Source organism: Candidatus Planktophila lacus (genome assembly GCF_002287925.1).
Lineage (GTDB): Bacteria > Actinomycetota > Actinomycetes > Nanopelagicales > Nanopelagicaceae > Planktophila > Planktophila lacus.
The window spans coordinates 997702-1022608 of sequence record NZ_CP016769.1 but is presented as its reverse complement, the minus strand read 5'-3'; the positions used below and the strand labels follow the sequence as shown (position 1 = coordinate 1022608).

Annotated in this window: 24 protein-coding genes and 3 tRNA genes; 9 read left to right on the top strand and 18 right to left on the bottom strand. The window is 44.9% G+C overall.

Annotation, left to right across the window (positions count from 1 at the left end; all coding sequences use genetic code 11):
• Position 1 precedes the first annotated feature (1 nt).
• Both A1s21148_RS05125 and A1s21148_RS05120 read left to right on the top strand, forming a co-directional pair.
• Positions 2–445, top strand: a complete 444-nt coding sequence (locus A1s21148_RS05125; RefSeq protein ID WP_095671365.1) for a VanZ family protein — start codon at positions 2–4, stop codon at positions 443–445.
• 111 nt (positions 446–556) lie between these two features.
• Positions 557–2101 (top strand): tyrosine-protein kinase domain-containing protein, encoded by a 1545-nt coding sequence (locus A1s21148_RS05120; protein ID WP_095671364.1) that lies wholly within the window; start codon positions 557–559, stop codon positions 2099–2101.
• Positions 2102–2108: 7 nt separating this feature from the next.
• Here A1s21148_RS05120 and A1s21148_RS05115 read toward each other — a convergent pair whose 3' ends face one another.
• The 9 genes from A1s21148_RS05115 to A1s21148_RS05075 all read right to left on the bottom strand — a co-directional run bounded on the left by A1s21148_RS05115 (position 2109) and on the right by A1s21148_RS05075 (position 11931).
• Complete coding sequence (locus A1s21148_RS05115; protein ID WP_095671363.1) at positions 2109–3539, bottom strand: sugar transferase; 1431 nt, start codon at positions 3537–3539, stop codon at positions 2109–2111.
• A gap of 6 nt (positions 3540–3545) precedes the next feature.
• Positions 3546–5252: an ATP-binding protein gene (locus tag A1s21148_RS05110; protein WP_095671362.1), complete on the bottom strand. Its 1707-nt coding sequence runs from the start codon at positions 5250–5252 to the stop codon at positions 3546–3548.
• Positions 5249–6649 (bottom strand): hypothetical protein, encoded by a 1401-nt coding sequence (locus A1s21148_RS05105; RefSeq protein ID WP_095671361.1) that lies wholly within the window; start codon positions 6647–6649, stop codon positions 5249–5251. Before A1s21148_RS05105 ends, A1s21148_RS05110 begins: the two co-directional genes overlap by 4 nt.
• On the bottom strand, positions 6646–7293 hold the full coding sequence (locus A1s21148_RS05100; protein ID WP_095671360.1) for a response regulator: 648 nt from the start codon (positions 7291–7293) through the stop codon (positions 6646–6648). Before A1s21148_RS05100 ends, A1s21148_RS05105 begins: the two co-directional genes overlap by 4 nt.
• Before the next feature lie 69 nt (positions 7294–7362).
• Positions 7363–8586 carry a glycosyltransferase family 4 protein gene (locus A1s21148_RS05095; protein WP_095671359.1) on the bottom strand — a complete coding sequence of 408 codons (1224 nt, stop codon included), beginning with the start codon at positions 8584–8586 and terminating at the stop codon, positions 7363–7365.
• A gap of 7 nt (positions 8587–8593) precedes the next feature.
• Positions 8594–8944: an LbetaH domain-containing protein gene (locus A1s21148_RS05090; RefSeq protein ID WP_095671358.1), complete on the bottom strand. Its 351-nt coding sequence runs from the start codon at positions 8942–8944 to the stop codon at positions 8594–8596.
• Between the two features lie 181 nt (positions 8945–9125).
• The gene (locus A1s21148_RS05085) at positions 9126–9992 is read right to left on the bottom strand and encodes a glycosyltransferase family 2 protein (protein WP_095671357.1); all 867 of its coding nucleotides are present in this window, start codon (positions 9990–9992) and stop codon (positions 9126–9128) included.
• Entirely contained in the window at positions 9950–10768 is an 819-nt protein-coding gene (locus A1s21148_RS05080) for a glycosyltransferase (RefSeq protein WP_190276869.1), read from the bottom strand. Before A1s21148_RS05080 ends, A1s21148_RS05085 begins: the two co-directional genes overlap by 43 nt.
• Positions 10769–11079: 311 nt before the next feature.
• A complete protein-coding gene (locus tag A1s21148_RS05075; RefSeq protein WP_190276868.1) occupies positions 11080–11931 on the bottom strand; it encodes a glycosyltransferase in 852 nt (283 codons plus the stop codon).
• Between the two features lie 41 nt (positions 11932–11972).
• On the opposite strand from A1s21148_RS05075, the gene A1s21148_RS05070 reads away from it, so the two are divergent.
• Both A1s21148_RS05070 and A1s21148_RS05060 read left to right on the top strand, forming a co-directional pair.
• Entirely contained in the window at positions 11973–13235 is a 1263-nt protein-coding gene (locus A1s21148_RS05070) for a WHIM1 domain-containing protein (protein WP_190276867.1), read from the top strand.
• A 1288-nt stretch (positions 13236–14523) separates the two neighbouring features.
• The gene (locus tag A1s21148_RS05060; RefSeq protein ID WP_095671352.1) at positions 14524–15720 is read left to right on the top strand and encodes a glycosyltransferase family 4 protein; all 1197 of its coding nucleotides are present in this window, start codon (positions 14524–14526) and stop codon (positions 15718–15720) included.
• A 93-nt stretch (positions 15721–15813) separates the two neighbouring features.
• Here A1s21148_RS05060 and A1s21148_RS05055 read toward each other — a convergent pair whose 3' ends face one another.
• Both A1s21148_RS05055 and A1s21148_RS05050 read right to left on the bottom strand, forming a co-directional pair.
• The gene (locus A1s21148_RS05055) at positions 15814–16527 is read right to left on the bottom strand and encodes an FkbM family methyltransferase (RefSeq protein ID WP_095671351.1); all 714 of its coding nucleotides are present in this window, start codon (positions 16525–16527) and stop codon (positions 15814–15816) included.
• A gap of 182 nt (positions 16528–16709) precedes the next feature.
• Positions 16710–16782: transfer RNA gene (locus tag A1s21148_RS05050), tRNA-Lys, on the bottom strand.
• A gap of 89 nt (positions 16783–16871) precedes the next feature.
• Between A1s21148_RS05050 and A1s21148_RS05045 the strand changes: the two genes are divergently transcribed.
• Positions 16872–17528 carry an HNH endonuclease family protein gene (locus tag A1s21148_RS05045; RefSeq protein WP_095671350.1) on the top strand — a complete coding sequence of 219 codons (657 nt, stop codon included), beginning with the start codon at positions 16872–16874 and terminating at the stop codon, positions 17526–17528.
• On the opposite strand, the gene A1s21148_RS05040 is transcribed toward A1s21148_RS05045, so the two are convergent.
• The 6 genes from A1s21148_RS05040 to A1s21148_RS05015 all read right to left on the bottom strand — a co-directional run bounded on the left by A1s21148_RS05040 (position 17525) and on the right by A1s21148_RS05015 (position 20502).
• Complete coding sequence (locus tag A1s21148_RS05040) at positions 17525–17863, bottom strand: P-II family nitrogen regulator (protein ID WP_095671349.1); 339 nt, start codon at positions 17861–17863, stop codon at positions 17525–17527. The two genes, A1s21148_RS05045 and A1s21148_RS05040, sit on opposite strands and share 4 nt — an antisense overlap.
• Positions 17864–17890: 27 nt before the next feature.
• Complete coding sequence (locus tag A1s21148_RS05035) at positions 17891–19180, bottom strand: ammonium transporter (protein ID WP_223299364.1); 1290 nt, start codon at positions 19178–19180, stop codon at positions 17891–17893.
• A 45-nt stretch (positions 19181–19225) separates the two neighbouring features.
• The gene (locus A1s21148_RS05030) at positions 19226–19711 is read right to left on the bottom strand and encodes an inorganic diphosphatase (protein WP_095671348.1); all 486 of its coding nucleotides are present in this window, start codon (positions 19709–19711) and stop codon (positions 19226–19228) included.
• 33 nt (positions 19712–19744) lie between these two features.
• Positions 19745–19820 (bottom strand) — tRNA-His (locus A1s21148_RS05025).
• 40 nt (positions 19821–19860) lie between these two features.
• Positions 19861–20427 (bottom strand): oligoribonuclease, encoded by a 567-nt coding sequence (gene orn / locus A1s21148_RS05020; RefSeq protein ID WP_095671347.1) that lies wholly within the window; start codon positions 20425–20427, stop codon positions 19861–19863.
• Position 20428: 1 nt separating this feature from the next.
• Positions 20429–20502, bottom strand: a tRNA-Arg gene (locus tag A1s21148_RS05015).
• 52 nt (positions 20503–20554) lie between these two features.
• On the opposite strand from A1s21148_RS05015, the gene ettA reads away from it, so the two are divergent.
• The 4 genes from ettA to A1s21148_RS04995 are packed head-to-tail and all read left to right on the top strand — an operon-like array spanning position 20555 to position 24280.
• Positions 20555–22222: an energy-dependent translational throttle protein EttA gene (gene ettA / locus A1s21148_RS05010; RefSeq protein ID WP_095671346.1), complete on the top strand. Its 1668-nt coding sequence runs from the start codon at positions 20555–20557 to the stop codon at positions 22220–22222.
• Complete coding sequence (locus tag A1s21148_RS05005; RefSeq protein WP_095671345.1) at positions 22222–22629, top strand: acyl-CoA thioesterase; 408 nt, start codon at positions 22222–22224, stop codon at positions 22627–22629. Before ettA ends, A1s21148_RS05005 begins: the two co-directional genes overlap by 1 nt.
• Positions 22629–23897, top strand: a complete 1269-nt coding sequence (locus A1s21148_RS05000) for an MFS transporter (RefSeq protein WP_223299363.1) — start codon at positions 22629–22631, stop codon at positions 23895–23897. The genes A1s21148_RS05005 and A1s21148_RS05000 overlap by 1 nt, the downstream gene beginning before the upstream one ends.
• Positions 23894–24280, top strand: a complete 387-nt coding sequence (locus A1s21148_RS04995; protein WP_095671344.1) for a globin — start codon at positions 23894–23896, stop codon at positions 24278–24280. The genes A1s21148_RS05000 and A1s21148_RS04995 overlap by 4 nt, the downstream gene beginning before the upstream one ends.
• On the opposite strand, the gene A1s21148_RS04990 is transcribed toward A1s21148_RS04995, so the two are convergent.
• Positions 24252–24797: a mechanosensitive ion channel family protein gene (locus A1s21148_RS04990; RefSeq protein WP_095671343.1), complete on the bottom strand. Its 546-nt coding sequence runs from the start codon at positions 24795–24797 to the stop codon at positions 24252–24254. The two genes, A1s21148_RS04995 and A1s21148_RS04990, sit on opposite strands and share 29 nt — an antisense overlap.
• Between the last annotated feature and the right edge of the window lie 110 nt (positions 24798–24907).

Below are 24907 nucleotides of genomic sequence, written 5' to 3'. Positions count from 1 at the left end.
CGTGGGTATATCCGGGGGTCAATTCCGAAAGCATCGCTTGGCCGCTGCGCTCTTTATAAGTTACTTACTCTTGCTAGCTCTCTTTGTTTTCTTTCCACGCCCAATTCTTGAGACAGGTAATGAATCTGCAATTGCAGAATTTATCCAGAGCCATGCCAACGTTTTCTACAAAATTCTCTATGCCGACACCCATCTAGTCGCATACGCCAACTATTTGATGCTCACGCCCTTCATTCTGCTGGCCCACGCGCTTTCACCTAAGACTAGAAAGCGCACGCTGGCCCTAATCGGAACCCTCATCTCCCTCGCTATCGAGTTAGTTCAACGCTTTATCCCAGGTCGAGTCTCCGATATCCGTGACCTCTATTCGAATGTCATAAGCGTATTTCTGGGCCTAATCCTTATTCGGTTTTTGCATGCCCTGTTCAATCGCTACCCAGATTAGCTAGCCGTGGGTACGGGCTTTACAAATTTAAGTGCCACCACAAATGGGCGTTTCATGCGGAAAAAGTTAGGATTTCACCAATAGCAAAGCCATTTTTCTTGGGGGTGAGGCGTGGAGTTAATTCAATACTGGCGCCTAATCGTCCAAAATCGCTTAATTATTGCCGTCAGCACTTTGCTTGGCTTAATAACGGCAACGGCAATTACTTTCACAACAACACCGCTTTATGAAGCACAAGCTGAAATATTTGTATCAACCCCTGCATCAACGCTCGATATTTCTGCGCTCGCAACAGGTTCAAGTTTCTCTCAACAGCGCGTTAAGTCATACGCGCAGATTATTGACAGCCCACTTACCCTCGCGCCAGTGATCCGCGAACTTGATCTAAAGATGTCTGCAACTGAACTTGCCGGAATGATTTCGGCTTCTGCGCCTCTTGACACAGTTTTGATCACACTGACAGTTACCGATACCGACCCACAGCGTTCAGCAGATATTGCAAACGCAGTTGCAGATCAATTCGCGGTTACCGTTAGCGACTTAGAATTAAGTGGCATCGGAATTGATTCACCTGTAAAAGTTTCAACAGTCGAAGAAGCAATACCTGCAGATGCTCCCGCATCTCCAAAGAAAGCGATAAACCTCGCACTTGGATTATTACTTGGCTTTGGTCTCGGAATCGGTCTTGCCTCACTTCGCCGCCTTCTTGATAACTCAGTTAAGAACGAAGACGATTTGATGGGTACACCCCTCCTTGCAGCAATTGGTTTTGATGCTATGGCTGATGAAAAACCACTTATTACACAAATCGGACGATACGCCGCACGCACTGAAGCCTTCCGTACTTTGCGCACTAATTTGCAGTTCTTAAACCCCGATGCGCACCCACAAGTAATCGTAATGACCTCTGCGCTTCCTAATGAAGGTAAATCAACTTCATCAATCAACCTGGCTCTCTCTCTAGCGCAGGCTGGCGCAAAAGTAGTTCTAGTAGAAGCTGATTTACGCCGGCCAAAAACTCCGATCTATCTTGAGATGTCATCAATGTCAGAGGGCCTTAGCGAGTTAATATCTGGTCCAGCAAAAATTACCGCACAGAGCGTTAAGGCAAAGCTCCATGCTTATGAGTCAACTGGCTTAAAAGTACTGCTTTCCGGCAAAGTGCCACCTAACCCATCGGAACTTCTTGGGTCCAATAAATTCGACGAGCTAATCGCAGTGCTACGTACCCAATTTGAGTACGTAATCATCGACTGCCCACCACTGCTTCCCGTTACAGATGCCGCCATTGTTTCTGCTAAAGCAGATGGCTGCGTTCTTATTGTGCATGCTGGCGTCACCAAGAAACCGCACTTCATCGGTTCACGCGATGCAGTTAAGGCTGTCGGCTCAACAATTCTTGGTGTGATCATCAATAAGATTCCTGAGTCATCTCTCGAATACGAGTACGGCTACCGTTACGGATACCCTCGTTACTACGGTGCTAATTACCGTCCATACGCCAAGCGTGGCGCCGATGAGGGTCAGTATGCACCGAGCGCTGACGTTCTAGATCGTCAGGCCTTGGAAGATAACTTCCAGCACATTAAAGGCCAGCGCTTTAAAGAAGAGTTAAAGCGCCAAGATTCACGCACACCAACTTCAAAGCGCATCTAGCCTTTAACTAGTAAGCACCCTTACCTTTAAAGACCGCTCCAACAGTCGAAACGATGATCCACAAGTCGCGGGTAAAGCTCCAGTTGATTAGGTAATTTAAATCTAGAGCAACGCTGGTTCGTAGATCTAGGTCAGACCGTCCTGATATCTGCCATGGCCCGGTGATCCCTGGCTTCGCAATTAAGCGACGCTCGTAAATTGAGTTATAGATACTTACCTCACTTGGCAGCGCAGGGCGTGGCCCCACAACCGACATGCTGTTATTTAAGACATTTAAGAACTGTGGAAGCTCATCCAATGAGTACTTTCGAAGAATGCGCCCCACCGGGGTAATGCGGGGATCCTGCTTATTCTTAAAGATCACATGGTCACCAGCATGAACGTTCTCAACTTCGTGCACGATCTTGTCAGCATCTTTAACCATTGAGCGAAACTTATAGAACTTAAAAGTGCGCCCGTTTAAGCCAACTCGCTTCTGAGAGTAAAAGATCGGCCAGCCGCTGCTAACTAGAACGGCTATTCCAATTGCGACAAAGACTGGGCTCAGAAGCAACATGACGGTAATTGCAAAGACCAAGTCAAAGACTCGCTTGACCAGGCGCCAAAGAACCGAGATCTCAGACTTCTCAAAAGTGAGAAATGGAATTCCTTCTTGAGGTGAGGGGATCAACCAGTAGCCCAAGTTGCCTGAATCAAGCGGGATCCAATTCACGTGAATATCTAAATCCTCGCAGTAGTGAATGAACTTCGAGAAGTTGGGATCTGATTCCATACCTGGCAGCAGTAGCACTTCATTAATCTTCTTGTAGCGCAGTAACTTATCGAACTCTTCGATCCATGTGCTATTTATAGCAGGGCATACTAAACGTGAAGCGATTGTGAAGCCGAGGCTGCGGTTTGAAATCAACCATTCGCTATGTTCTTCTAAGTCTTTCTTCTCGCGACCCACAATCATTAAATTAGAGGAGACGCGTTTCTTTAAAATCAATGGGCGCAGAATAAGTGCATAAATACTTATCCGAACCAAAAAGAGATAGACCAAACCACTTGCCAACATCACCAGAAAGACTGAACGTGAAAATGATGCCTTCAAAATGAAGGAGAGGAAGCCTAGAAAGAAGAAGAAGGCGAAGGAACGCTTAATGATCATCCGCAGGTTAAAGATCACTAGGGTGGAATGGCTAAAGCGATAAATGCCGCTAGCCACCATAAAGCTAATCCAACTCAAAACTAGAACGGTAAGAATTCCTCGATATTCGAATTGCGCAATCGCAGGTTTACCATCGACTAAATCTCGTGAATCTGGAAATCTAAAGTTATATGCAGTTATCGCCGAAAAAGCTATGGCAAATGAATCAGGGATCAGTTGCAGCGCCAGAATGACAACCTGCTGCGGGTTAGCACGCTCTTTAAGTCGCTGAATAAATGGCTTTCTCATCTTAAATTACCTATCCAGCAAGTCTTCTACTAAAAAAGTTACAACTGTTGTATTTCCTTCTCGGACTCGACTCCAGTTTTTAGTGAAAGTATCAAATAGAATTGAACCTAACCCGGAGGTAACGTCAGATGCTGGTGACATGTTTCCATTATCGCTGATCGTCACCTCAATTCCCGCTGGTAGCGTTTTTGCAGAGACAGAGATTTTCCTTGCTCCACCATGCCGTATCGAGTTAACAACGGCCTCCTCGATTAGCTGAGAAATCACATCACTGTTGGGCGTTACTTGACTTAGTTTGGGTGGTAGATCATGGGATATCTCTGCCAATCCGGCCCAAGATTTACTCAACTCCTCAATCCTCTGGGCAGGAACGCGAGAAGCAAGTCTTTGGTAAGGCTGCTTTATCTTTTCCATTCGGTCAATTATCTGTGCGGTGATTTCAGGCGGGAAAAGATCGAAATCTGACTCCGCTGCCTTCAATAAAAGTAATTTACAAGCCAGAAGTTGAGATTGAACCTCTGCATGAACGTACTGAGCAAAGTATTCGTCACCACCTCCCTCTTTGGTCTTTATGAGGAACTCTTCCAACTCACCGCGCCTAATTAAATCTCTCAGAAATTCAAACGCAAATTCTTGATCATCATAAAGTGCAACTAGAAGAGTACTCACGGCAAATAAAGTTAACTGTGTGACCATACTTAGTAAATATCCTAAAATCATTAGCGCTAGCGATGGATCACGGCTGATCGGCAGGACTAACTGAAAAAAGAAGGTTATCGGGTAGGCAAAGAAAACTAGGGAGCCCAAGAATTGCAGATTCACCTTTAAATAATCACTTTGACGAAGATCCTTATAGATTATTCGATCAGCAAAAATAGTTATAGATATCCAAATCGTAAGTACAACGAGGGTAGTAAAAACTCCAACACGACTACTTTGTGTAAGGAATGAAAATGGCAAAGTCAGCAGAATTACGCCAGTTACAGGAATTCTTTCTGTGGTTAAAGTTCGGCGAATAACTGACAAGAATCCTGCTCGAATCCAAGTCAACTCGCCATCTTTCCAACTTGATTTAGATAATGGGCGTATATGTTCTGTAATCAATTTATCAATATCGTTTGATGCCCGAACAATTTCTTCCTTTGATGGGGCTGAACCCACTGTTTCAATTATCTTCGCTTGCAAATGTCCAATTACGGCTATCAACTGATTCGAACTAGATTTTGCGGCAGTTGGCATATCAACTATCTTCTTTTCAAGTAACTCTTTAATTAGGTCCTTAATACGCGATCTAAATGTTGATCCATACTGGACGATAATTGAGCCAGCTTGAAACCAGTAAAAAACAGCGACTGTTGAGTTAGTTATTCGAGCAAATGCAGAGAGCGAGTCTTCCAGATTTAAAATTGGGGGTAGAAGAACTAAAACTGCGCCCCGGGTTGCGCCCATAGCCAAGACCAAGAAAATCTGCTCAGGTAGCCGTCCTTGATTCTTGCCGTAGATCACAAATGGCAACATTGCGCTGTGGGCGGCGAACCCAACAAAGATCCATAAGAGAGAATTCTTAAAGTTTGAGAAATTATCTGGTGCTAGAAATACTGAAAGTCCAACCGATATTGGGTAAGTCCACAGAAACACTTTCATGCTGATCAGTGTCTTAGGCAGTAGTTTAATAATTGATTTTGCTTCACTGGAAAATTGCATAAGATTCATATTCGAGCTCTTAGACGTTCAATTTCGTTAATACTGTTTGCCAACATTTCATTGGCCTCGGATAGCAACTTAGATTTTCTCTCACTGCTGACATTCGTCATTCCGCTCATTAAATGAAGTGCCATGGTTACTCCAGTGATCTTGCCTTGAAGAGTGCCATAGCGGCTTGCAAAAACAGAATCTTCGAGATATTGAGTACTAGCACTTATCCTTTCGACTTTCTGACTTAGGTTTATACCTCTCTCAGATTTACCCTCAAAATCACCTTGCACGGCAATAATCAGAGAGGCAATAATAGAAGCGATAAAAACGCCATATGTTGTTTTAATTCCCGAATACCAAGCAGGAAATGGGTAGTCCAGAGAAATCCCAACGGTTGGCTGAAGATAATTAAAAGCGCCCTGTACGAAAAATACGCCTATGTAAGCAAATGGATAAATAATCCATGGGCTTAGCAATTTTCTCTTAAGTAATTGTGAGAACGGCAGTAAATATAAAGTAATGATTGTGGCGCCTATCGCGCCAGCAATCACGCCATCAAAGCCATTGCGCGCGAACTGTCCAGTGAAGCTTCCAACAAGAACCATAACAAACGTTACCCGGATAGAGATAACCCTGGGTAGCAAAGAGGAAAGATAAGTAAATGAACTTTCATTCTCTTTTTCAAAACTCTTATCTAATCTATAAACCCCATAAGACTTTTTCTGTTCTTCCAGCGAGCGAGAAAGACCTAGGCTCTGTTGATATAAATCTTCCAAGGTTTTATCTTCCACATCTTGAGAACCAGATGCCCATTTAGTAGCCAACATGTTTTTAATGCCATTACGTAATTGACTCACCTGCGGTAGCAACTGATCTTCAATCACAGCGATCGCGCTCAAACGTGTCTGGGATTCAATTTCGGTCAGCCCCAACTCCTCCTGCTCAAGCACGCGTCCTAAGGAGCTCAAGGCACGCGCTTCCATTCGCCTGCGCTCGATAGTCCCAAAGTAAAAAGCGGCAAGAGCCATGGCAACACCTGTGTAGAAAATTGCAGCCGGCAGGCGAACACCTAAGTGATAACTCTGGTCAAATCCCAGTTTCGCATTTACTGCGGTGAATAGTCCACGTACCAATCCAGCGCTAAACCACACAAAAACACATTTCCAAAGCGGCTGCAATTCTCGGGTTCGATTTCCCAGCAATAGCGCCTGCGCCACAAATAGATAGAGCGCACAAGCCAACTCACCACCAAGTGCTATCACCGCGGCCTGCGAAATTGATCTTGCATTGAGCAGCTCCTCGCGCTCAATTGAAGTTAGGTAACCGAAAGGAAAGACAACAGCCAAATACGTTCGTATAGATATAGCCCAGCGCCCAGTTGCTGCGTAGCGAAACCTTTGCAGTGCAAATTTCACTTCACGACTACTTTTCCTTGTTGCCACATGCGCACAGCCAGAACGCGCGGATTAAAATCTTCATCGTTCTTAAGTCCCAAGCTTGAAAAAGTCCGCTGCACCAAAGTCTCTGCCGCGCGCAGGGATGTGCCACGTTTTCTCGCAATAGCGGCATTGGTGTAACCCTCAGCCAGCAACAATAAAATCTCACCCTGCGTAGCGCTGATAACAATGCGATCATTCTCAATGACTGGTTTTTCAATCTCGCTTGACGAATGAGAAATAGAATCTTCGACTGCGGCAACCAAATCCGAAATAGAACCCAACTGAGATTTAACGAGGTAGGTAACACCTGCCGGCAGCGCTACTCCATTGGGAATCGCCAACGCAGGGGAGGCGTGCGAAGTCAGCACAACCTTGCCAATCCATGGATGCTCCTTCTCGATAAATTGCAGAAGGTCGGCCCCACTAGGCCCAGTAACGCCAAAGTTCAAATCTGTAATCACCGCATGCGGATCAAATGACCCAACGCGCGCAATCGCATCGGCCACATTTGTAACCGCTTCCACCTGGAAGTTTGCACCCTCAAGCACTTCACGCAACAGACCGAGGGTGAACTCCTCATCTTCTGCGATCAGCACGCGTGCTCTAAAACCAGTAGTCATAAATCTCCAAGGGGTAGGTCGCAAGTTTATGCGCGGTGCCCCAACCTAATAAGGGGTACTTATCGGTTTTTACTTGGAAACGATGAGTTTGCCGACCCATTCAAGATATTTCGCCCGACCAACTTCGGGGCTTAGATTCTTGGCGGCAAATAAGCTCCCCTTATCTGCCAATTCAGCGCATCGCTTTGGATCTGCCTTCAACTCCAAAATTTTCTTCGCCAACGCCTTGGGATCTCCTGCCTCCACCAATTCAGCGATGCCATCTAAGAACTTCCAAGTCGCCCCACCCCTTGGCACAGCAGCAATCACTGGGCGCTCGCTATATAAATACGAGGTCAACTTGCTCGGCAAACTCATCTCCATCTGCGTACTGCGCTCATTAACCAGCAGTAAGTCAGCTGCTGCTAACAACGCCGAATACTGATCATCTGCAACCGCCGCCACCACAGAGATATTTTCAATACCTTCACATAACGTCTTTAAATTCGCTTCTTGGTTGCCATGACCGACCAGATAAACCTTTACCTTTGCATCCGCACCAAGCGCCTTGGCCGCCTCAACTACATTCTCTAAGCCCTGTTTCGCCCCCATATTGCCGGTATGGATCACAACAAAGTCTTCACTTGCCCAACCTAAACCGGCACGCGCCAAATCTCTATTCACGTTTTCAATATTCCTAGCCGCGTAATTCGTAATCTGCGAAACCTTTGTCGAGGCAACCCCAAAGCCCAAAACCACATCGCGCATCGCAGGGGATACGACCACCATCGAATCCGCCGCCTTAAGCACCGACCCCTCAACAGCAAGTGCAATTTTTGAAATCAACGCACCGCCTTTAAGCCCCGACTGCTTCGCACCAGCTCCAGATAAATCCTGAACGATTAGCCAAAACGGAACACCTAACTTCTTCGCAATACTCTTTCCCACAACACCGGCAGCCACAGTTGGAATACACGCGATAACCGCATCAAAGTCATTACCCACCAAGCGCTTTGAGACCCTTCTCAAATTCCACCACAGCGAACTCTCAAATCTAATTCTCACCAGCGCATTCATCTTCGGCGGTATCAAATGCTTAGCTCTAATTAGCTCAACTGATTCATGTCGAGATACACCTTCAGTTAAATGAGCAAACTCACTTGGGATCTTCCACCATGGATAGTGCGGCAGACTTGTGAGGACCGATACTTCAAAACCATCTTTCTGCAGCAACTCCGCCAAGTCTGTTGTGTAAACAGCAATCCCAGTAGGCTCAGGCCAGTAATTGGTTGTTACAAGTAATACTCGAGACATCACTAATCTACTTAGGCGGATCTATCTGGCGAACTTGCCCACCAACCAACATTGAATAATCCGGCAAAGACTTACGCACAATCTCGCCCGCAGAAACCACAGAGCACTCACCAATCGTGACTCCCGGTAGCACCTTGGCATCCAAACAAACCCATGCACCATCTTTAATCACTACTGGCTTATGAGCATATTCAAGCGAAGCGCTTCGATAGTCATGACCACCTGAGCAGATGATCGATCTCTGCGAGATGCAGACATTTGAACCGATAGTTATCTTTTCGTGGTTGATGAACCAAACTTCCTCACCAATCCAGCAGTCATCTCCGATTTCAAGATTCCAAGGGATATGAACTCGCACACCGCGGCGGATTAAAACTCCACTCCCGACAGACGCGCCGAATGTTCGGAGTATTACGGTCCTAATGACCGATGGAAGGAAAGTAAATCTAAATATAAAATATTGGCAGCATAACCATAGTCCCATGGTGATTTTTCGACCAAGCGATAGCCTGGAACCTTTAAAATCAGTAAGCCTACGCTTAACGTTCACTTTGCTTTTTTTCTCTAGCAATTACAGCGCTTAGCCAGTAGTACCAAGATTTTGCAAATGCATAATCAAAGCCGGCTTTCCCATCTAAGAATCCAAATTTCAACACATAAGAATAAATAAAAAATAATAACGGCCTCGCGGGTAATCTGTGTGCAGCGGAAGCCACCATCCCTTTGGATGAATCAACTCTGTACTTTTCCACTAAATTTTGCATGAGATGAGCCTCCCACTTAGCGTAATTGACGTGCCTGGTCATCCAAGTTGAAATTGGGTCCTTGTCATTATGCACGATTCGGGACTTAAATTTTCTGGTCTTTCCATTAACTTTGGGCTGGTAATGCCCTTCCAGTTCGCCCATGCCTTCAGAATTCAGATCATCAATAATTGGATATGAGACACTGCCAACTCGAAGCAGTACTAGTTTTTTTGGTCTTTGACCAAACCGAAGGCGCTTTCCAGCAAAATAATAATCAAGTTCAATTAATCCCCCAGCAAATGCATCATTATCTCCAGTCAGGAAAATCTCCAGTTCTTGTTGCAATGTCATTGACATCCGTTCATCTGCATCCAAGAATAAAATCCAACTATTTCCATCGGAAAATTGATCCAAAGTCCATTGTCGCTTCTTCGGATATTGCCGGTTCCATTCAAATTCAATTACGCTAGCGCCTAGAGAGTGTGCAATTTCTCTCGTTGAATCTGAGCTATTCGAATCGATAACTAAAACTGGAGAGAAGTCCTTCACGGAATCGATGCATTCACGAATATTGCTCTCTTCATTCTTTGTGAAGATAACAACAGTCAAACCCAACACTATTTTCTCGCTTCTTTCGTTGTAAGCAAAATACGCTTCCATTCTTCAAATACGTTGTCCCAAAAAAGCAAATGACGCGAATTGAGGCAACCCTGCCAATAAATGTTATGATTGGAAATAATCTCTTTAATAGCCTTTACTAATAAACTCACATCAAGTTTTTCGATGACAATACCGGTTTTATATCTTTCAACAAATCGGTGCATAGCAACGCGATCAGAGACAACCACTGGTACTTGTCGCGCAATTGATTCTGCGACGGCCACTGCGAAGTTTTCGTTCTCGCTCGGTAATAAAAAAATATCGGAATTCATGTATACATTGTTTTTATCTTCACCATCCACAAATCCGATGAAGTCTACAAACGAGTCGAGATTGTAAAGCTCAACAAGATCTCTTAATTCCTTAACAAGTTGATCGCTCCCAACACCTGCGATAGTCAATCTTGCATCGACCCCTTCTTCTCGCAGCACTCTGACCGCTTCAATAGATAGATCCACCCTCTTTTTTTCAGCAATTCGTGAAAAGGAGAGTAATCTGATTGATTCCTGAAGGCCATTTTTACGGAGATAATTTTCAGGAACCTCATCTATCCCAAGCCCCAAAACATGAACCGGATACTTCTTGAATTTATCCCTAACCCCAATAATTTCATCTGGTGAACCAACAACAAATGCAACATTTCGAAAAAACGCAAGGGCCCGAAAAAAAACATCAAAAACTATTTTTCGAAATCTTCCAGCACTGTTTTGATATTGCTCAAGAGAACCGTGAGGCATAACGAAAATTCGACTATTCTTTGCAAGCGCGATAGTCACCAATGTTGAATACAAGTAGAATCCATGAACCAAGAGGACATCTGATGTACGAATTTGGGTGCGGGTAGGAGTTTTCAACTTCCCGAAAAAAAGTCCATACCTATTCTGCCTAAATGTTGGAACAGAAAACGTCCTCTTTGTAGACGAATGTTCAGTCCCAAATACTATCAACTCGTGATCGCAAATTTCTTCAAGAAGCCGTGAGACATGGTTTACAACCTGTACAGGCCCACCAAGTTTATTGTCTAATGAGGCCGATACCTGAGTTAATTTTAAGAGTCTTTCATTATCGATTAGATATTGTGATTTCATCATTGATTCTCCGAGATAGTCTCACTCATTTGAAATGAAGACGTATGAATTTTAAGTGTATGTCGCGCAAGAAAAAAAGCTTTTGAAATTCTAAAAAAGAGTCCTAATATTGGTGCGAAGAAACTATTGCTGTCAAATTGTAGAAGTCGATCAAGTTCTGCTGTGTTTGCGTCTAGGGAAGCTTTTGAAAATCCTCGCGAGGTGATTGAATCATTATTGAGTCTAAATATGGCAACTGGAATATCACAATATCCGAATCGGGCTCCTTGGGTCCATAGTTCAATCAAGAATTCTTTATCCCAGTTGATACGATTTCCAGGATTAAATCTTACCTTTGGGAATTTATCCTTTCTATAAAACATTCCTTGATGAAAAAAAGTCAAACTTCCATGTTGACCCAGACCAAGTGCTTTCTTGGAAATCTTTGACGGTAAGACAAATTTCCATTTGCCAGAATTTTCATTTATCAAAAAGCCGCAGGCAAGTAGAACATCAACTTGTGGATTCCTCATAAAGTAATTAGAAACATGGCCTAATGCACCCGGGAGATAAACATCATCGCCATTAAGTACGCCAACAATAGATCCTCGTGCAACATTTAAACCATTGTTGAGGCCCTCTGAAGCTGATTTGTCGCTTTTGGTAATAAGAGAAACTTGTCCCGTGCGTTCTCTCTTGAATTTTTCACAGATTTTTCGAGAATCGTCAATTGAACCAGGTTCAATCAAAACCAATTGAACGCCTCTATCTTCCAAGACTGACAATGCCGCTTGTCCAAGGTACTTTTCTTTATTCTTTGCGAGCATTAAAACTGAGATTTGCAAGTTTGGGTCTAGTCTTCTTTCACTCATGCGGCTATCATATCCTTCATTTTCTATCATTCGGAGATATTGTGGAAAATTTCAGACGTGGTGGGGATTCGAATGATTTAAGTTATTTACAAAAACCGAACACCAAGCGCTTCGTTTTCATATTTATAATGATGTTTTTCTCATTTTATTCCGTTAATTTTTTTGGTAGATTTCTCTTAGTCGAGTTGTTGCTATTTATTGTTTTTCTTTTTCATAGCGTTGAAGGGAAGATTGCGCCTACAACGAAAAGGCTTAAACCACTTGTTGGATTGTTGATGTTAGCCCTAATAGGACAGATATTTGTTGACATGATATCGGGAACCTTACCTATCTCGATGCTAAAAGGTTTCTCTCTTATTCTATTTACTTTGACCAACCTCTACGGAGTATCGTTGTTAACAAAATTTAGGCCTATGGAGATTAGAGTCGCGTTGCTTGGATATTCGCTTGGTGGATTGGCTGGTTTCTTCCTTCAACCCACAACTTATGCTCGGAGTGAAATTTGGAAGTTTGGTATTGGATACCCAGTTACGTTAACCATTTTGGTGCTTATTTCCTTGCCATTATTCGGGAGATTTCGATTTTTGCCATTGGTATCACTAGCCCTTCTTAGCGCAGTATCACTAACCTTAGGGGCAAGAAGTTTAGCACTTTTCACATTACTCCCACTTTTCTTTTTAAAATACAATAAATCCACGAGAATTGTTAACAACGCTAGAATTTTTCCGGCGCTATTAATTATTTCAATCGTAATTTTCGCATTCTCTTCGGTTTACTCAAACCTTGCGGAAAACGGATCCTTGGGAGTCAAAGCTCAATCCAAGTATTTGGCACAAACATCATCGGGCGGAAATATAATCATCAACAGCAGAAGCGAATTGATTTTTGCAGCGAGAGGAATAGCGGATTCTCCTATTTTGGGACACGGTTCTTATGCGGAGATGAGTCCAGAATTAAGAATAAAGATATTGAATTTTTTAGAAAAGGCTGGAATTCATTATGACATGGCGCCATTAAACAGGATATATGGCGATCGAATTCCAGTTCACTCGATGCTACTTCAATGGTGGCTATGGTTTGGAGCTGTAGGAATGCTATTTCCTCTTAGGCTAGGTTTTCTCTATATCAAGAGTTTGAGAATCCGAAACCGCGAACCTGTTTTCTACTACTTAGCTTTGAGTGGAATGTGGAATGTACTGTTTTCTCCCTATGGTGAAACGTATCGAATCCTAATTCCTCTGACGATTGTGATGCTACTCAGTCTCGGAAAGTCTCTACACTCGGATAGTAGCTCTGATGATTAAAAGAATTAAAAATTTGAAAACTGAGGAAACGTATCTCGCTCTAAGGGCGATATACATACTGTTCATGACTTTATTCCAGATTGGAATTCCGATTCTTTTCATTCGTGAATTCGGTTTGGATGGTTATGGAGAATGGATAATTGCATTATCGCTGTCAACAATTATAAGTTTATGCGATTTTGGCATGTTCAATTCGGTGACCAATGAGGCCATAAGGTTACGTTCATTAGGGAAGGAATTCGAGGCCGAAAAAACCTTGGAATGTCTCTGGAAGTACACTTTCATGATAGCTCTTACGTTAATTACAGTTATTTTGGTACTCGATGGAACGCTCCTCGCCCTAATTAACTCCGGAAACCTGTTCTCTTACATAGCCATTGGTTTAGTTCTACAAGTCATAATTCGACTAAACGAGGCAATCTCCCGCGCACACGTTAATCCTAGAGGTTTTGGTGTGCTTGTTTTTAGTTATATTCTCGAATCCATCTTGCTGGTAATTTGTATCACTCTACAAACATCTATAGAAACTCTGGCTATTAGTACGCTGCTTTCACGACTAGTTTTTGTTTCGGTCGGTTCTATTCTGAATCGAAAATGGTTGTCCTTTAGGAGGGCAAATCAGCGATCTGTAAAGGAGATCGTTGATTTCTTGCATTTGAACCTAAGGAAGGGTCTCGGTTTCCTCGCCATGCCTGTTGGCTCCCTACTCTTGTTTGACGCATCGAACTTAATCCTGGGTGTCATAATGTCTAAAGAATTCGTTGCTTCCTTGAGCCTTTTAAGGATTTCCACGGGAGTGATAAGACAGCTCTCAAGTGCGATACTAACTAGCTATTCACCTACCTTAAGTCGCGAGATATTCTCGGGCAACAAGATTCAATTATTAAGTCTAAAGTCTCAGATACGAAACCGACTTATTTTCAGCACGGTTATTCCTTTTTCAATTCTAGCTCTCGCTTCAGATTTCATCATTTCCGAGTATTTTAAAAACGCCCCTCTTGTCACTCCATTGATATTCATCGTATTTTTGCTCTCGGTCGCAATTGATGTACCTTGGAATTATCGGTCAGTTTTCCTTTTTGCGGCGAATGAACATGAAGGAATTGCGAAACGTTTCCTGTTAAGTTCTCTGATTGGAGTTGTTTCCCTATTCTATCTAGCACCGAAATTTGGTTTACTTGGAATTGTAATTGCGTTTTGTATACAGGATATTCTCCTAACTAGATACACTTTTCTACGTTCTAGTGCATTAATTCGATCAGTATGACTTCTTGAAGAGAGATTTATAATGAAGCAATTTACTGTTGTAACTGGCGTTTCGAAGAGCCATCTACTGAGAACAATGAGGATTCTCAGCGATCAGAATCTCTTGCGAGTAGGAGTAACATCGTATATTCCTCAGAAACGGATTTTTGAAACCCTTTTTCCGATAAGAATTCGCAACAAATTTAACTCTAGAATCGAAAACGTTGAGAATCTTCCTAGACGCTCTAGCGCAGTGACGGAATTGGTTTATCAGCTAGGAAGAAGTTTGCATAAAAGAAAACTATTTAAATTAGCTGATGTTGTTAATTGTTTTTCATTTATTTTGCATTCATATTTTGCAAATTTCATAATTAGTCGAAGTCCAAATTCAGGCGCTGAAATCTTGTTAGTGAGAGCAGGTTTTGGCAGCAGAATAAGACAGGGAGACCGTACGCTTGTTTGCGATGCTTCACTAGCTCATCCTTCGACGATTCCTACGTTACTCAAGGAAGGGAAATTCGGTCTAACTGAGAAAATTGATCTAAGTTTGTGTGATCGATTGATTCTGAAGGATATTGATCGCGCAAATAGAATTCTCGTAAACAGCGATTTTGTCAGAGAGTCATTTCTGTACGCAGGAGTACCGGATGAGAAAATTGTAGTCGCGTACCTTCCTCCGCTTCCGATTTTCTCAAAGAAACTCTCATCCCATGCTGATAAGGGTGGAACTACAAGAATTCTATTTGCCGGTGGTTTAGAAGAGCGTAAGGGAATAAACCATATTCGCGACATTGCGGAAAATCTCAGATCGAGAAATAAAGATTTTGAAATTACACTTATTGGCAACTGGGGTAAGGTTAAAGCGAATGTGAAGAGTGATCTGCTTGCGAATCCACATGTTCGTCAGAGGTCATGGGTTTCCGAAGCTGAATTAGCAGATGAAATGTCAACGACAGACCTCTTTATTTTTCCTTCATACGCAGAAGGTGGTGCACGTGTGGTGACAGAGGCCATGGCTATAGGGAAAGTAGTGATTACCACTTGGAATAGCGGTTCTCCAATAACCCACGGATTTAATGGAATTATCTCTAAGCTTGACTCACTCTCTTTTATTCACTGGATTGATGAGATAGAGCGAGACGATGAGTTCAAGAATAGAATTCAAGTAAATGCGAAAAAAACAATAGCCGATGAGTATACCGATCAGCGTTATTTGTCAATTCTAGAGAAGTTAAGATAAGGCAAATGATTTTTTTTTGTAGGCAAGTAGTGGATCACTTTATAGAATTAACGAAATTATTTTAAGAAATGCAAACTTAAAACGGAAAAAAAGTTAAGTTAAAGAATTAATCAATTGGTCGCTTTTAGTCCAAATGTAAATTGATGAGACTCCGTTATAGGCTGCCATCTGATACCCCACTTTTGATAAGAAAGACTTGATTTCTGAGTCTGAAAGAGGATTATTCAATTCTTCGATGCAGATTATGTCAGGGGAATATCTGCTCCAATTGTTACTTTGCAACACGCTCATTTCAGCACCTTCGACATCAATACTTAGAAGTGCAGGTCTTTTGATTGGATTCTCCTCATAGATTTTCTCCAGAGAAATACTATTTAGCAATCCACTCTGAATATGTCTAGCGCCTTCCCTTATGCGTAGTTGGGCAATGGATTCGTCTGTCGTTGATAATTCCCAGGGAGAAAGTTCGTAAAATTGAATTTGGGAGGACCCAGACGAGACTACCGATTTATACTGGCGATCGTGTCTCCTGATTATTTTGTGTAAATCTATATTGAATTTTATGGGGTCAACACACACGCCTCTCCAGCCCCTTTTGTAGAGTAAGTATGTGTTGGACCCCCATGAAGGTGCTCCGGCTCCAATGTCGACGTAGGATCCAATGTTTGAATTTAGCATCCTTAGAATCAACCGGTCTTCCCAGAATTGAGAGTAACTTCTCGAACGAAGAAATGAAGCTAGGGAAGTCACTTTAATTAGATCGTAAAATCTGACTTGGATAGCTTTGATTTTTGATCTAATTCTCATTCTTGAACGCCTCTCTAATTTGATTCATTTCACGAGTTTTCATTATATTTGCATTGGTCAGGAGGGTACATTCGAACGCACTGGTCTTTAAGTTCTCCTACATGCTATAACCGCATTGCCTGCGATCCGCATTCACGTGATGTTGAGAATTCATCAATCATGCAGCATTTACAATTATTAAGTGGGTTGTGAGGGACTCGAACCCCCGACCCGGTGATTAAGAGTCACCTGCTCTACCAACTGAGCTAACAACCCATTCAAACGGTCGAATGTTTGAATGCAGAGCAGACCCTATCAGGGCAGCGCGGCTTGTCTAACACGTCGGCTGACGCGAAGATGGTGACATGAGTCGCTGGCAGATACGTATTACGGTGCTATTGGCCGCAGGCGTTTTCATGGGTCAAGTACCAGTTGAGGCTTCAACCAAGACAGCGGAAGCGGTATTGGAAACGTTGGCCGTTAAAGGTCGAGCGCCAAAGACTGGATATGAGAGATCGCAATTTGGTCCGGCATGGTCTGATGTCGATCGCAATGGCTGCGATACCCGCAACGATATTTTGTCTCGTGATTTAACTTCAATCGTTTTCAAATCAGGGACCCGCGATTGCGTGGTTATATCTGGGATATTGGTTGATCCGTATTCGGGGGAGAAGATCTCATTTGAACGCGGCGTGAAGTCCAGCATGGATGTGCAGATAGATCATGTGGTGGCGTTATCAAATGCCTGGCAGACCGGCGCCTTTAAGTTGAGTTACGAGAAACGTCGTGAATTCGCCAATGACCCGATGAATTTATTGGCAGTAAAGGGGCGGCTGAATTCGCAGAAGGGCGATGGAGATGCCGCGACTTGGCTTCCGCCTCTAAAAAATATTCGATGTGCTTATGTGTCACAACAAATAGTCGTGAAGGCGAAGTATGGCCTTTGGGTTACACCACCTGAAAAGGCCGCGATGCAATCCCTGCTTGCTAAATGCCCAGGCTTTAAAGCACCGACAAATTAAAGAGCATCTGCTCCGCGCTCGCCAGTGCGCACACGAACAACGGTTTCAACTGGAGTAACCCAGATCTTTCCATCGCCGATTGATCCGGTATTGGCAGTGTTTGCAATGATGTCGACCAAGCTTGCAGCGTCTGCATCTTCAGCAAGAAGTTCGATGCGCACCTTTGGAATGAAATCAACTGTGTATTCAGCGCCGCGATAAATTTCGGTGTGGCCCTTTTGACGGCCAAAGCCACGCGTTTCAGAGACGGTCATGCCGTGAACGCCGGCTGCCTGTAGAGCAACCTTGATGTCATCGACCTTTGCTGGCTTAACGATTGCGGTAATTAGTTTCATATTTATCTCGCTTCTCTTGTTTGAACTCTAGTACCGGTTTGAGTTTCCGGTTATGTCATATGCCGATTCGGCGTGATAAGTCGTATCGAGGCCATTTAGCTCGTCGTCGCGGAATGCTCGGAAGCCGATGGTTTTTGAAATCACGGTTGCGATTAACCATGTTGCGCAGAACGAGAAGGTCGCAACAGCCACAATGGCGATTATTTGTGATTGAAGTAAGCCGGTGCCGCCGCTAAAGAAGAGCCCGTCTTTACCTGCAGCATTGGCTGTGACTGTTGCTGCCAAGCCGATAAAGAGCATTCCGATAAGCCCGCCCACACCGTGAACGCCGACAACATCTAGTGAATCGTCATATCCGAACTTGTATTTGCGAGTTACCGCCCAAGCAGATGCAACACCTGCAATTAGTCCAAGAACTAGCGCGCCCATTGGGTTTAGGTAACCGCAGGCAGGTGTGATTGCTACAGCTCCAGCGATTGCACCAGATGCAACGCCAAGAGTTGTTGCCTTGCCATCGCGCTTCTTTTCATAAGCGATCCAAGTCATTGCTGCCGCAGCGGTAGAAATCTGAGTGTTAATCATCGCTGTTGCCGCAAGAGAACCTGCAGAAAGCGCAGAACCTGAGTTAAATCCAAACCAACCGAACCAGAGCATTCCTGCGCCGAGCAGAACAAGTGGCATGTTGTGAGGACGCATTGGATCGCGCTTGAAACCATCGCGCTTTCCGAGAACTAGTGCAAGGGCTAAAGCAGCCGCGCCGGAGTTGATTTCAACAACGGTTCCGCCAGCGAAATCGAGCGCGCCAAGTTTGTCGATGATCCATCCGCCGTTACCACCTTGTGTGGCGAAAGCCCAGTGCGCGATTGGTAAATAAACCAAGGTGATCCAGACTGCGACAAAGACAACCCATGAGCCGTATTTCGCACGATCTGCAATAGCGCCGGAAAGAAGTGCCACGGTGATAATCGCGAAAGTTAATTGGAACATTGCAAAAGCAAGTACTGGGATCTGATGACCTTCAGCGCCGGTGACTTGATCTAAAGTATTTGATAAACCGATGTGATCGAAGTTTCCGATTAAACCGCCATTTGATTTACCGAAAGCTAATGAGTATCCGTATAACACCCAGATGATTGTCGTAACGCCCATTGCAGCGAAAGACATCATCATCATATTTAGCGCGCTCTTGGCGCGAACCATGCCGCCATAGAAAACCGCTAAACCAGGTGTCATGAATAGAACTAAGGCAGCGCTTGCTAGAACCCAAGCGGTATCACCAGTATTTACATCAATCACAGCGCTCTCCGAAATCTGCACCGCCTAATGAGTGGCCGAGCAATGGAGTAATGCTAAAGGGGAGTCTTAGTGGGTTTCGTTATATCGCTTATATGACGCGTGGATTTCTTCCTCCGCAGCGTCGTGCCCAACCCATTCGCCGCCTTGTACAGACTTGCCAGGTTCGAGAGTTTTGTAGACCTCAAAGAAGTGTTTGATTTCAGAGAGTTCGTAAGCAGGGACATCACTTAGATCTTGCAGGTATGACTTGCGAACATCGCCGGCTGCAACGCAGAGCAACTTGTCATCTCCGCCTGCCTCATCAGTCATATTTAACATTCCAATTACGCGGCAAGAGACAACGCAGCCCGGGAAAGTTGGCTCATCAAGCATCACCAAAGCATCAAGCGGGTCGCCATCTTGCGACAAAGTGTTCTTTACATAGCCATAGTCATATGGGTAACGAGTTGAAGTAAAGAGCATGCGATCTAAGCGGATCTCACCAGTTACGTGATCGACTTCGTATTTGTTGCGAGATCCTGCCGGGATTTCGATGATTACATCAAAGATCATAATTGCTGCTCTCGTTTGGTTAATGAAAAAACTTGGGGTGAGCGACGGGGCTCGAACCCGCGACATCTCGGACCACAACCGAGTGCTCTACCAGCTGAGCTACGCCCACCATGTGCTGATTGAAATCCAATAGTACCCGTTATCCACTCTTACCCGTTCTCTGGAGTGGTCGGGATAAACAAGGTTGAGCGGTAATACGCCAGTTCGGCGATCGAATCTTGGATATCACCCAGCGCGCGATGGTTGCCGGTCTTAGCGGGGGCCGCGAAATAGGTCTTGGGATACCAACGCCTTGCCAACTCTTTAATCGATGAAACATCGACGGTGCGGTAGTGCAGGTATTCATTAAGGCGGGGCATATCGCGGGCGATGAAGTTGCGATCGACGCTAACTGAATTTCCCGCCAGTGGTGATTTACCCGCAACAGTTTCGGTGGATTCGAGATATTTAATAATCGCATCTTCGGCTTGACTTGCAGTAACTCCATTTGGAATTTCAGTGATCAACCCTGAAGTCGTATGCATTTGGGTTACGTACTCGTTCATGCCAGCCAACTTTTCAGGAGTGGTTGCAATCACAAGATCAACACCGTCACCAATCACATTGAGGTCAGAATCGGTCACTAAGACCGCAATCTCAACTAGGGCATCAGATGCCAAGTCGAGTCCGGTCATTTCGCAGTCGATCCAGATCAGGTGGGGCAAAGGTGTAGTCATGTGCGCCTGGCTGGAATCGAACCAGCGACAACTCGCTTAGAAGGCGAGTGCTCTATCCGACTGAGCTACAGGCGCCTGCAGAGGTCGTTAGTTAATTGTACCGATATCAACCACTAAGGTTTTCTCTATGGCTGAGTTCATTTACACGATGAAAAAGGCGCGCAAAGCGCATGGTGAAAAGGTAATTCTCGACGATGTCACCTTGATGTTCTATCCCGGAGCAAAGATTGGCGTGGTCGGCCCTAACGGCGCCGGTAAGTCAACGGTCTTGCAGATCATGGCCGGCTTACAGCAACCATCTAATGGTGAGGCATACCTAACTCCTGGTTACACCGTCGGCATCTTGATGCAGGAACCAATTTTAAATGAAGAGAAGAATGTAATTGATAACGTTAAAGAGGGCGTTGCCGAAACTGTTGCAATGCTCGATCGCTTCAATGCAATCAGCGATGAGATGTCACAGCCTGATGCTGATTACGACAAGTTACTTGCCGAAATGGGCGACCTTCAGGAAAAGCTTGATCACCGAAATGCCTGGGAGCTTGATTCACAACTTGAGCAGGCGATGGATGCCCTGCGCTGTCCACCACCTGATGCCGATGTAAAGGTTTTATCTGGTGGAGAAAAGCGCCGCGTTGCACTTTGTAAGTTGTTGTTAGAGGCCCCAGATCTTTTGCTTCTCGATGAACCAACAAACCACCTTGATGCCGAATCTGTTTTATGGCTGGAACAACATTTAAATAAATATCCGGGCGCAGTCGTTGCGATTACTCACGATCGGTACTTCCTCGACAACGTCGCACAATGGATCCTCGAACTCGATCGTGGTCGCGCTTATCCATATGAAGGTAACTACTCAACTTATCTCGAGACCAAGGCAACGCGTCTGAAAATCGAAGGACAGAAAGATGCCAAGCGCGCTAAGCGTTTAACTGAAGAACTTGAATGGGTTCGCCAGAATGCAAAGGGGCGCCAAGTTAAATCAAAGGCGCGTCTTGCTCGTTACGAAGAAATGGCGGCAGAGGCCGACAAGATGCGTAAGTTGGACTTTGATGAAATTCAAATTCCACCTGGGCCACGTTTAGGAAATGTTGTTGTTGAGGTAGAAAACTTGGTTAAAGGATTTGGCGATCGCATCTTGATCGATAACCTTTCATTCACTTTGCCGCGCAACGGAATCGTTGGAGTCATTGGGCCAAACGGTGCCGGAAAGACAACGCTCTTCAAAACAATCTTAGGTTTAGAGCAACCAGATTCTGGAACGGTAAAGATTGGTGAAACTGTAAAGATCGCCTACGTCGATCAGTCACGCGGTGGAATCGATCCAACGAAATCACTTTGGGAGGTTGTCTCAGACGGTTTGGACTTTATTAAGGTCGGACAAGTTGAAATGCCATCTCGCGCATATGTATCTGCATTTGGATTTAAGGGCCCTGATCAGCAGAAGAAAGCCGGCGTACTTTCAGGTGGAGAACGTAACCGTTTGAACTTGGCGTTGACTTTAAAGCTCGGTGGAAACCTATTACTTCTCGATGAGCCAACGAACGATCTCGATGTAGAAACACTTGGTTCCCTTGAAAATGCGCTGCTGGAATTTCCGGGTTGTGCAGTGGTGATCTCTCACGATCGTTGGTTCCTTGACCGTGTAGCAACACATATCTTGGCCTACGAAGGCGATTCCAGTTGGTTCTGGTTCGAAGGAAACTTCGAATCTTATGAAGAAAATAAGATCTCTCGCCTTGGTGCAGATGCCGCGCGTCCGCACCGTGCGACCTACCGAAAGCTAACCCGTTAATGAAATACATCAATAAGCAATTTGTTCGTTGGGATGACCTTGATGCCATGGGGCATGTCAATAACGCTAAGTATTTAACCTTTGCTCAAGAGGCGCGCTTTATCTGGTCAACTGAAGAATTCGCAGCAGCCATGCGAGAGTCCTCTTTAATCGAGATGGTTGTTGCACGCGCTGAAGTTGATTTCGTTGAACCGATATACGAAGGCGGTCGGTTTGTGGATGTAGAGATAACTGTTGAGAAAATCGGAAACACCTCGTTTGTTCTTCTCTACACAATCTCTGACGGCGGCAAAGTATTTGCAAAGATTAAAACTGTGCAAGTTGCTGTTTCAATGGAGACCAAGAAGTCACGGCCGCTAACCGATGCGGAGCGAGAATTCCTCTCACGTTATCAAGAGAGTAATTAGTGGCTCCAGTTTCGCGCCGCATTCACCCAGGCTGGATCGCCGTTGCAGTTACCTTTGCAACGCTTATGGCAACGGCTGGGTTTAGATCAGCGCCATCAGTCCTAATCGTTCCGCTTGAAGATGCCTTTGGCTGGTCTCGTTCAGATATTTCTTTAGCGGTTGCGATAAACGTTCTTCTCTTTGGGCTGATGTCACCCTTTGCAGCAGCCCTTATGGAGAAGTTTGGAATTCGACGAGTCGTAATGTCGGCGCTAACAACTATTTCAATTGGCGCCTTTCTCACCATATTCATTCATGCGCCGTGGCAGCTAATTGCTACTTGGGGAGTCATCGTCGGCGTTGGCACCGGTTCAATGGCGTTGGTCTTTGCCGCAACAGTTGCAAACCGCTGGTTCGTCGCTAAACGAGGATTAGTAACCGGAGTCCTTACCGCAGCTTCTGCAACCGGCCAGTTAATTTTCTTACCTGGACTTTCACATCTTGCTAATACTTATGGCTGGAAGAGCGTCTCAATAACAGTCTCGTCATTTGCAATCTTGGTTGTTCCTTTTATATTTTTCTTCTTGCGCGAGAGCCCCGCTGAAGTTGGCCTCCTTCCATACGGGGCCGATTCGGATTGGCAGCCACCAGTAAAGAGCGAGTTAAGTGCCGGCGCGCTAGCAATCGATACTTTGAAGCAGAGTGCTAAAAAGAAAGATTTCTGGTATTTGTACGGGTCATTCTTTGTCTGTGGACTTTCCACTAGCGGTCTGATTGGTACGCATTTTATTCCTGCAGCGCACGATCACGGAATGCCAACAACACTTGCTGCTTCGCTACTTGCAATGGTTGGAATTTTTGATGTCATTGGAACTGTTTTCAGTGGCTGGCTAACTGATCGTTACGACCCGAGAAAGCTACTCTTCTTCTATTTCGGAACAAGAGGGCTTTCTTTATTCCTTTTGCCTTCAATTTTATTCTCGGACATTCATGCATCAACCTTGGTCTTTGTTATCTTCTACGGACTTGATTGGGTTGCGACGGTTCCACCAACAATAATGCTCTGCCGCGCAATCCTTGGACCGGAACGAGCCAGCATCGTCTACGGCTGGGTTTTCACAGGCCATCAAATTGGCGGAGCAATCGCTGCCTTCGGCGCCGCCATCTTGCGCGTTCAGCTTGGTGATTATGCAGTTGCCTTCTACATAAGCGGTGCAATGTGCATCATCACCGCATACTTCGTTTTGCAGATCGCCAAAGGTGTTGACGATAAGGTCTTGCGAACATGACGACCTTTTACGAAGAAGTTGGGGGAGAGCCTTTCTTCAACGACTTCGTTTCGCAGTTTTACGCCCGAGTCGCGACAGATCCTATTTTGCGCCCCATGTATCCCGAGAAAGATATGCATGGCGCAGCGCTTCGCCTAAAGATGTTTTTAGAACAATATTGGGGTGGACCAACCACTTACTCTGATGAACGTGGACACCCAAGACTACGTATGCGCCATGCCGGATTTCATATTGATTTAGCAGCGCGCGATGCTTGGCTTAATTGTGCGATGGGCGCACTTGAAGGTATGGAGATGTCAGAGATTCATCGCGTGCAGCTGCGCGAATATTTAGAGATGGCAGCGCATGGCATGGTTAATGCTTCTGAGACGCATTCCCTATAACTAAAATTTCACCATTTCGCACATACCAAAGCACGCCTTTTTTATCGCGAATCGTTGTGATGCGCAGGCCAACCTTTTCAACAACGCCTTCAATCTCCAAAGTTGTGATCTGATCTCCAACACCATATTGATCTTCAATCAACATAAAGATTCCTGACAAGATATCGCGAACTAGTGTTTGCGCACCAAGACCAATAGCAACGCCGATGACGCCTGCAGATGCAATTACCGGGCCTAAGTTAAATCCGAATTCGCCCAGGATCATGGCGATCGCAATGATCCAAACCGCCGCTTTCAATATTGAAGTGAGTACTGAACCAGTTGTTCGGGCGCGCTCAGATTGGCGTTTTGCAAAACCTGGACCTGGCTTTAAATCGGCGGTCGCAAGTTTGTTAACGGCTCTCACGATTGCACGGTGGCCGATGCTTTGGGCGATCCAAGCCGCCACCAGGACGCTAAAGACGCGAAGCGGGGCGCCGCTTAGCCATTCCAAGATATTGCGGGTCTGCTCGCTCATAACGCAAACTCTAACTAATTCTTTACCTAAAATTGACCTACAAATACCCCGATCCGCGCCAAATTAGTGCAAGATAAACCAATCGGCGCGAGCCACGCGCCTGAATTAAC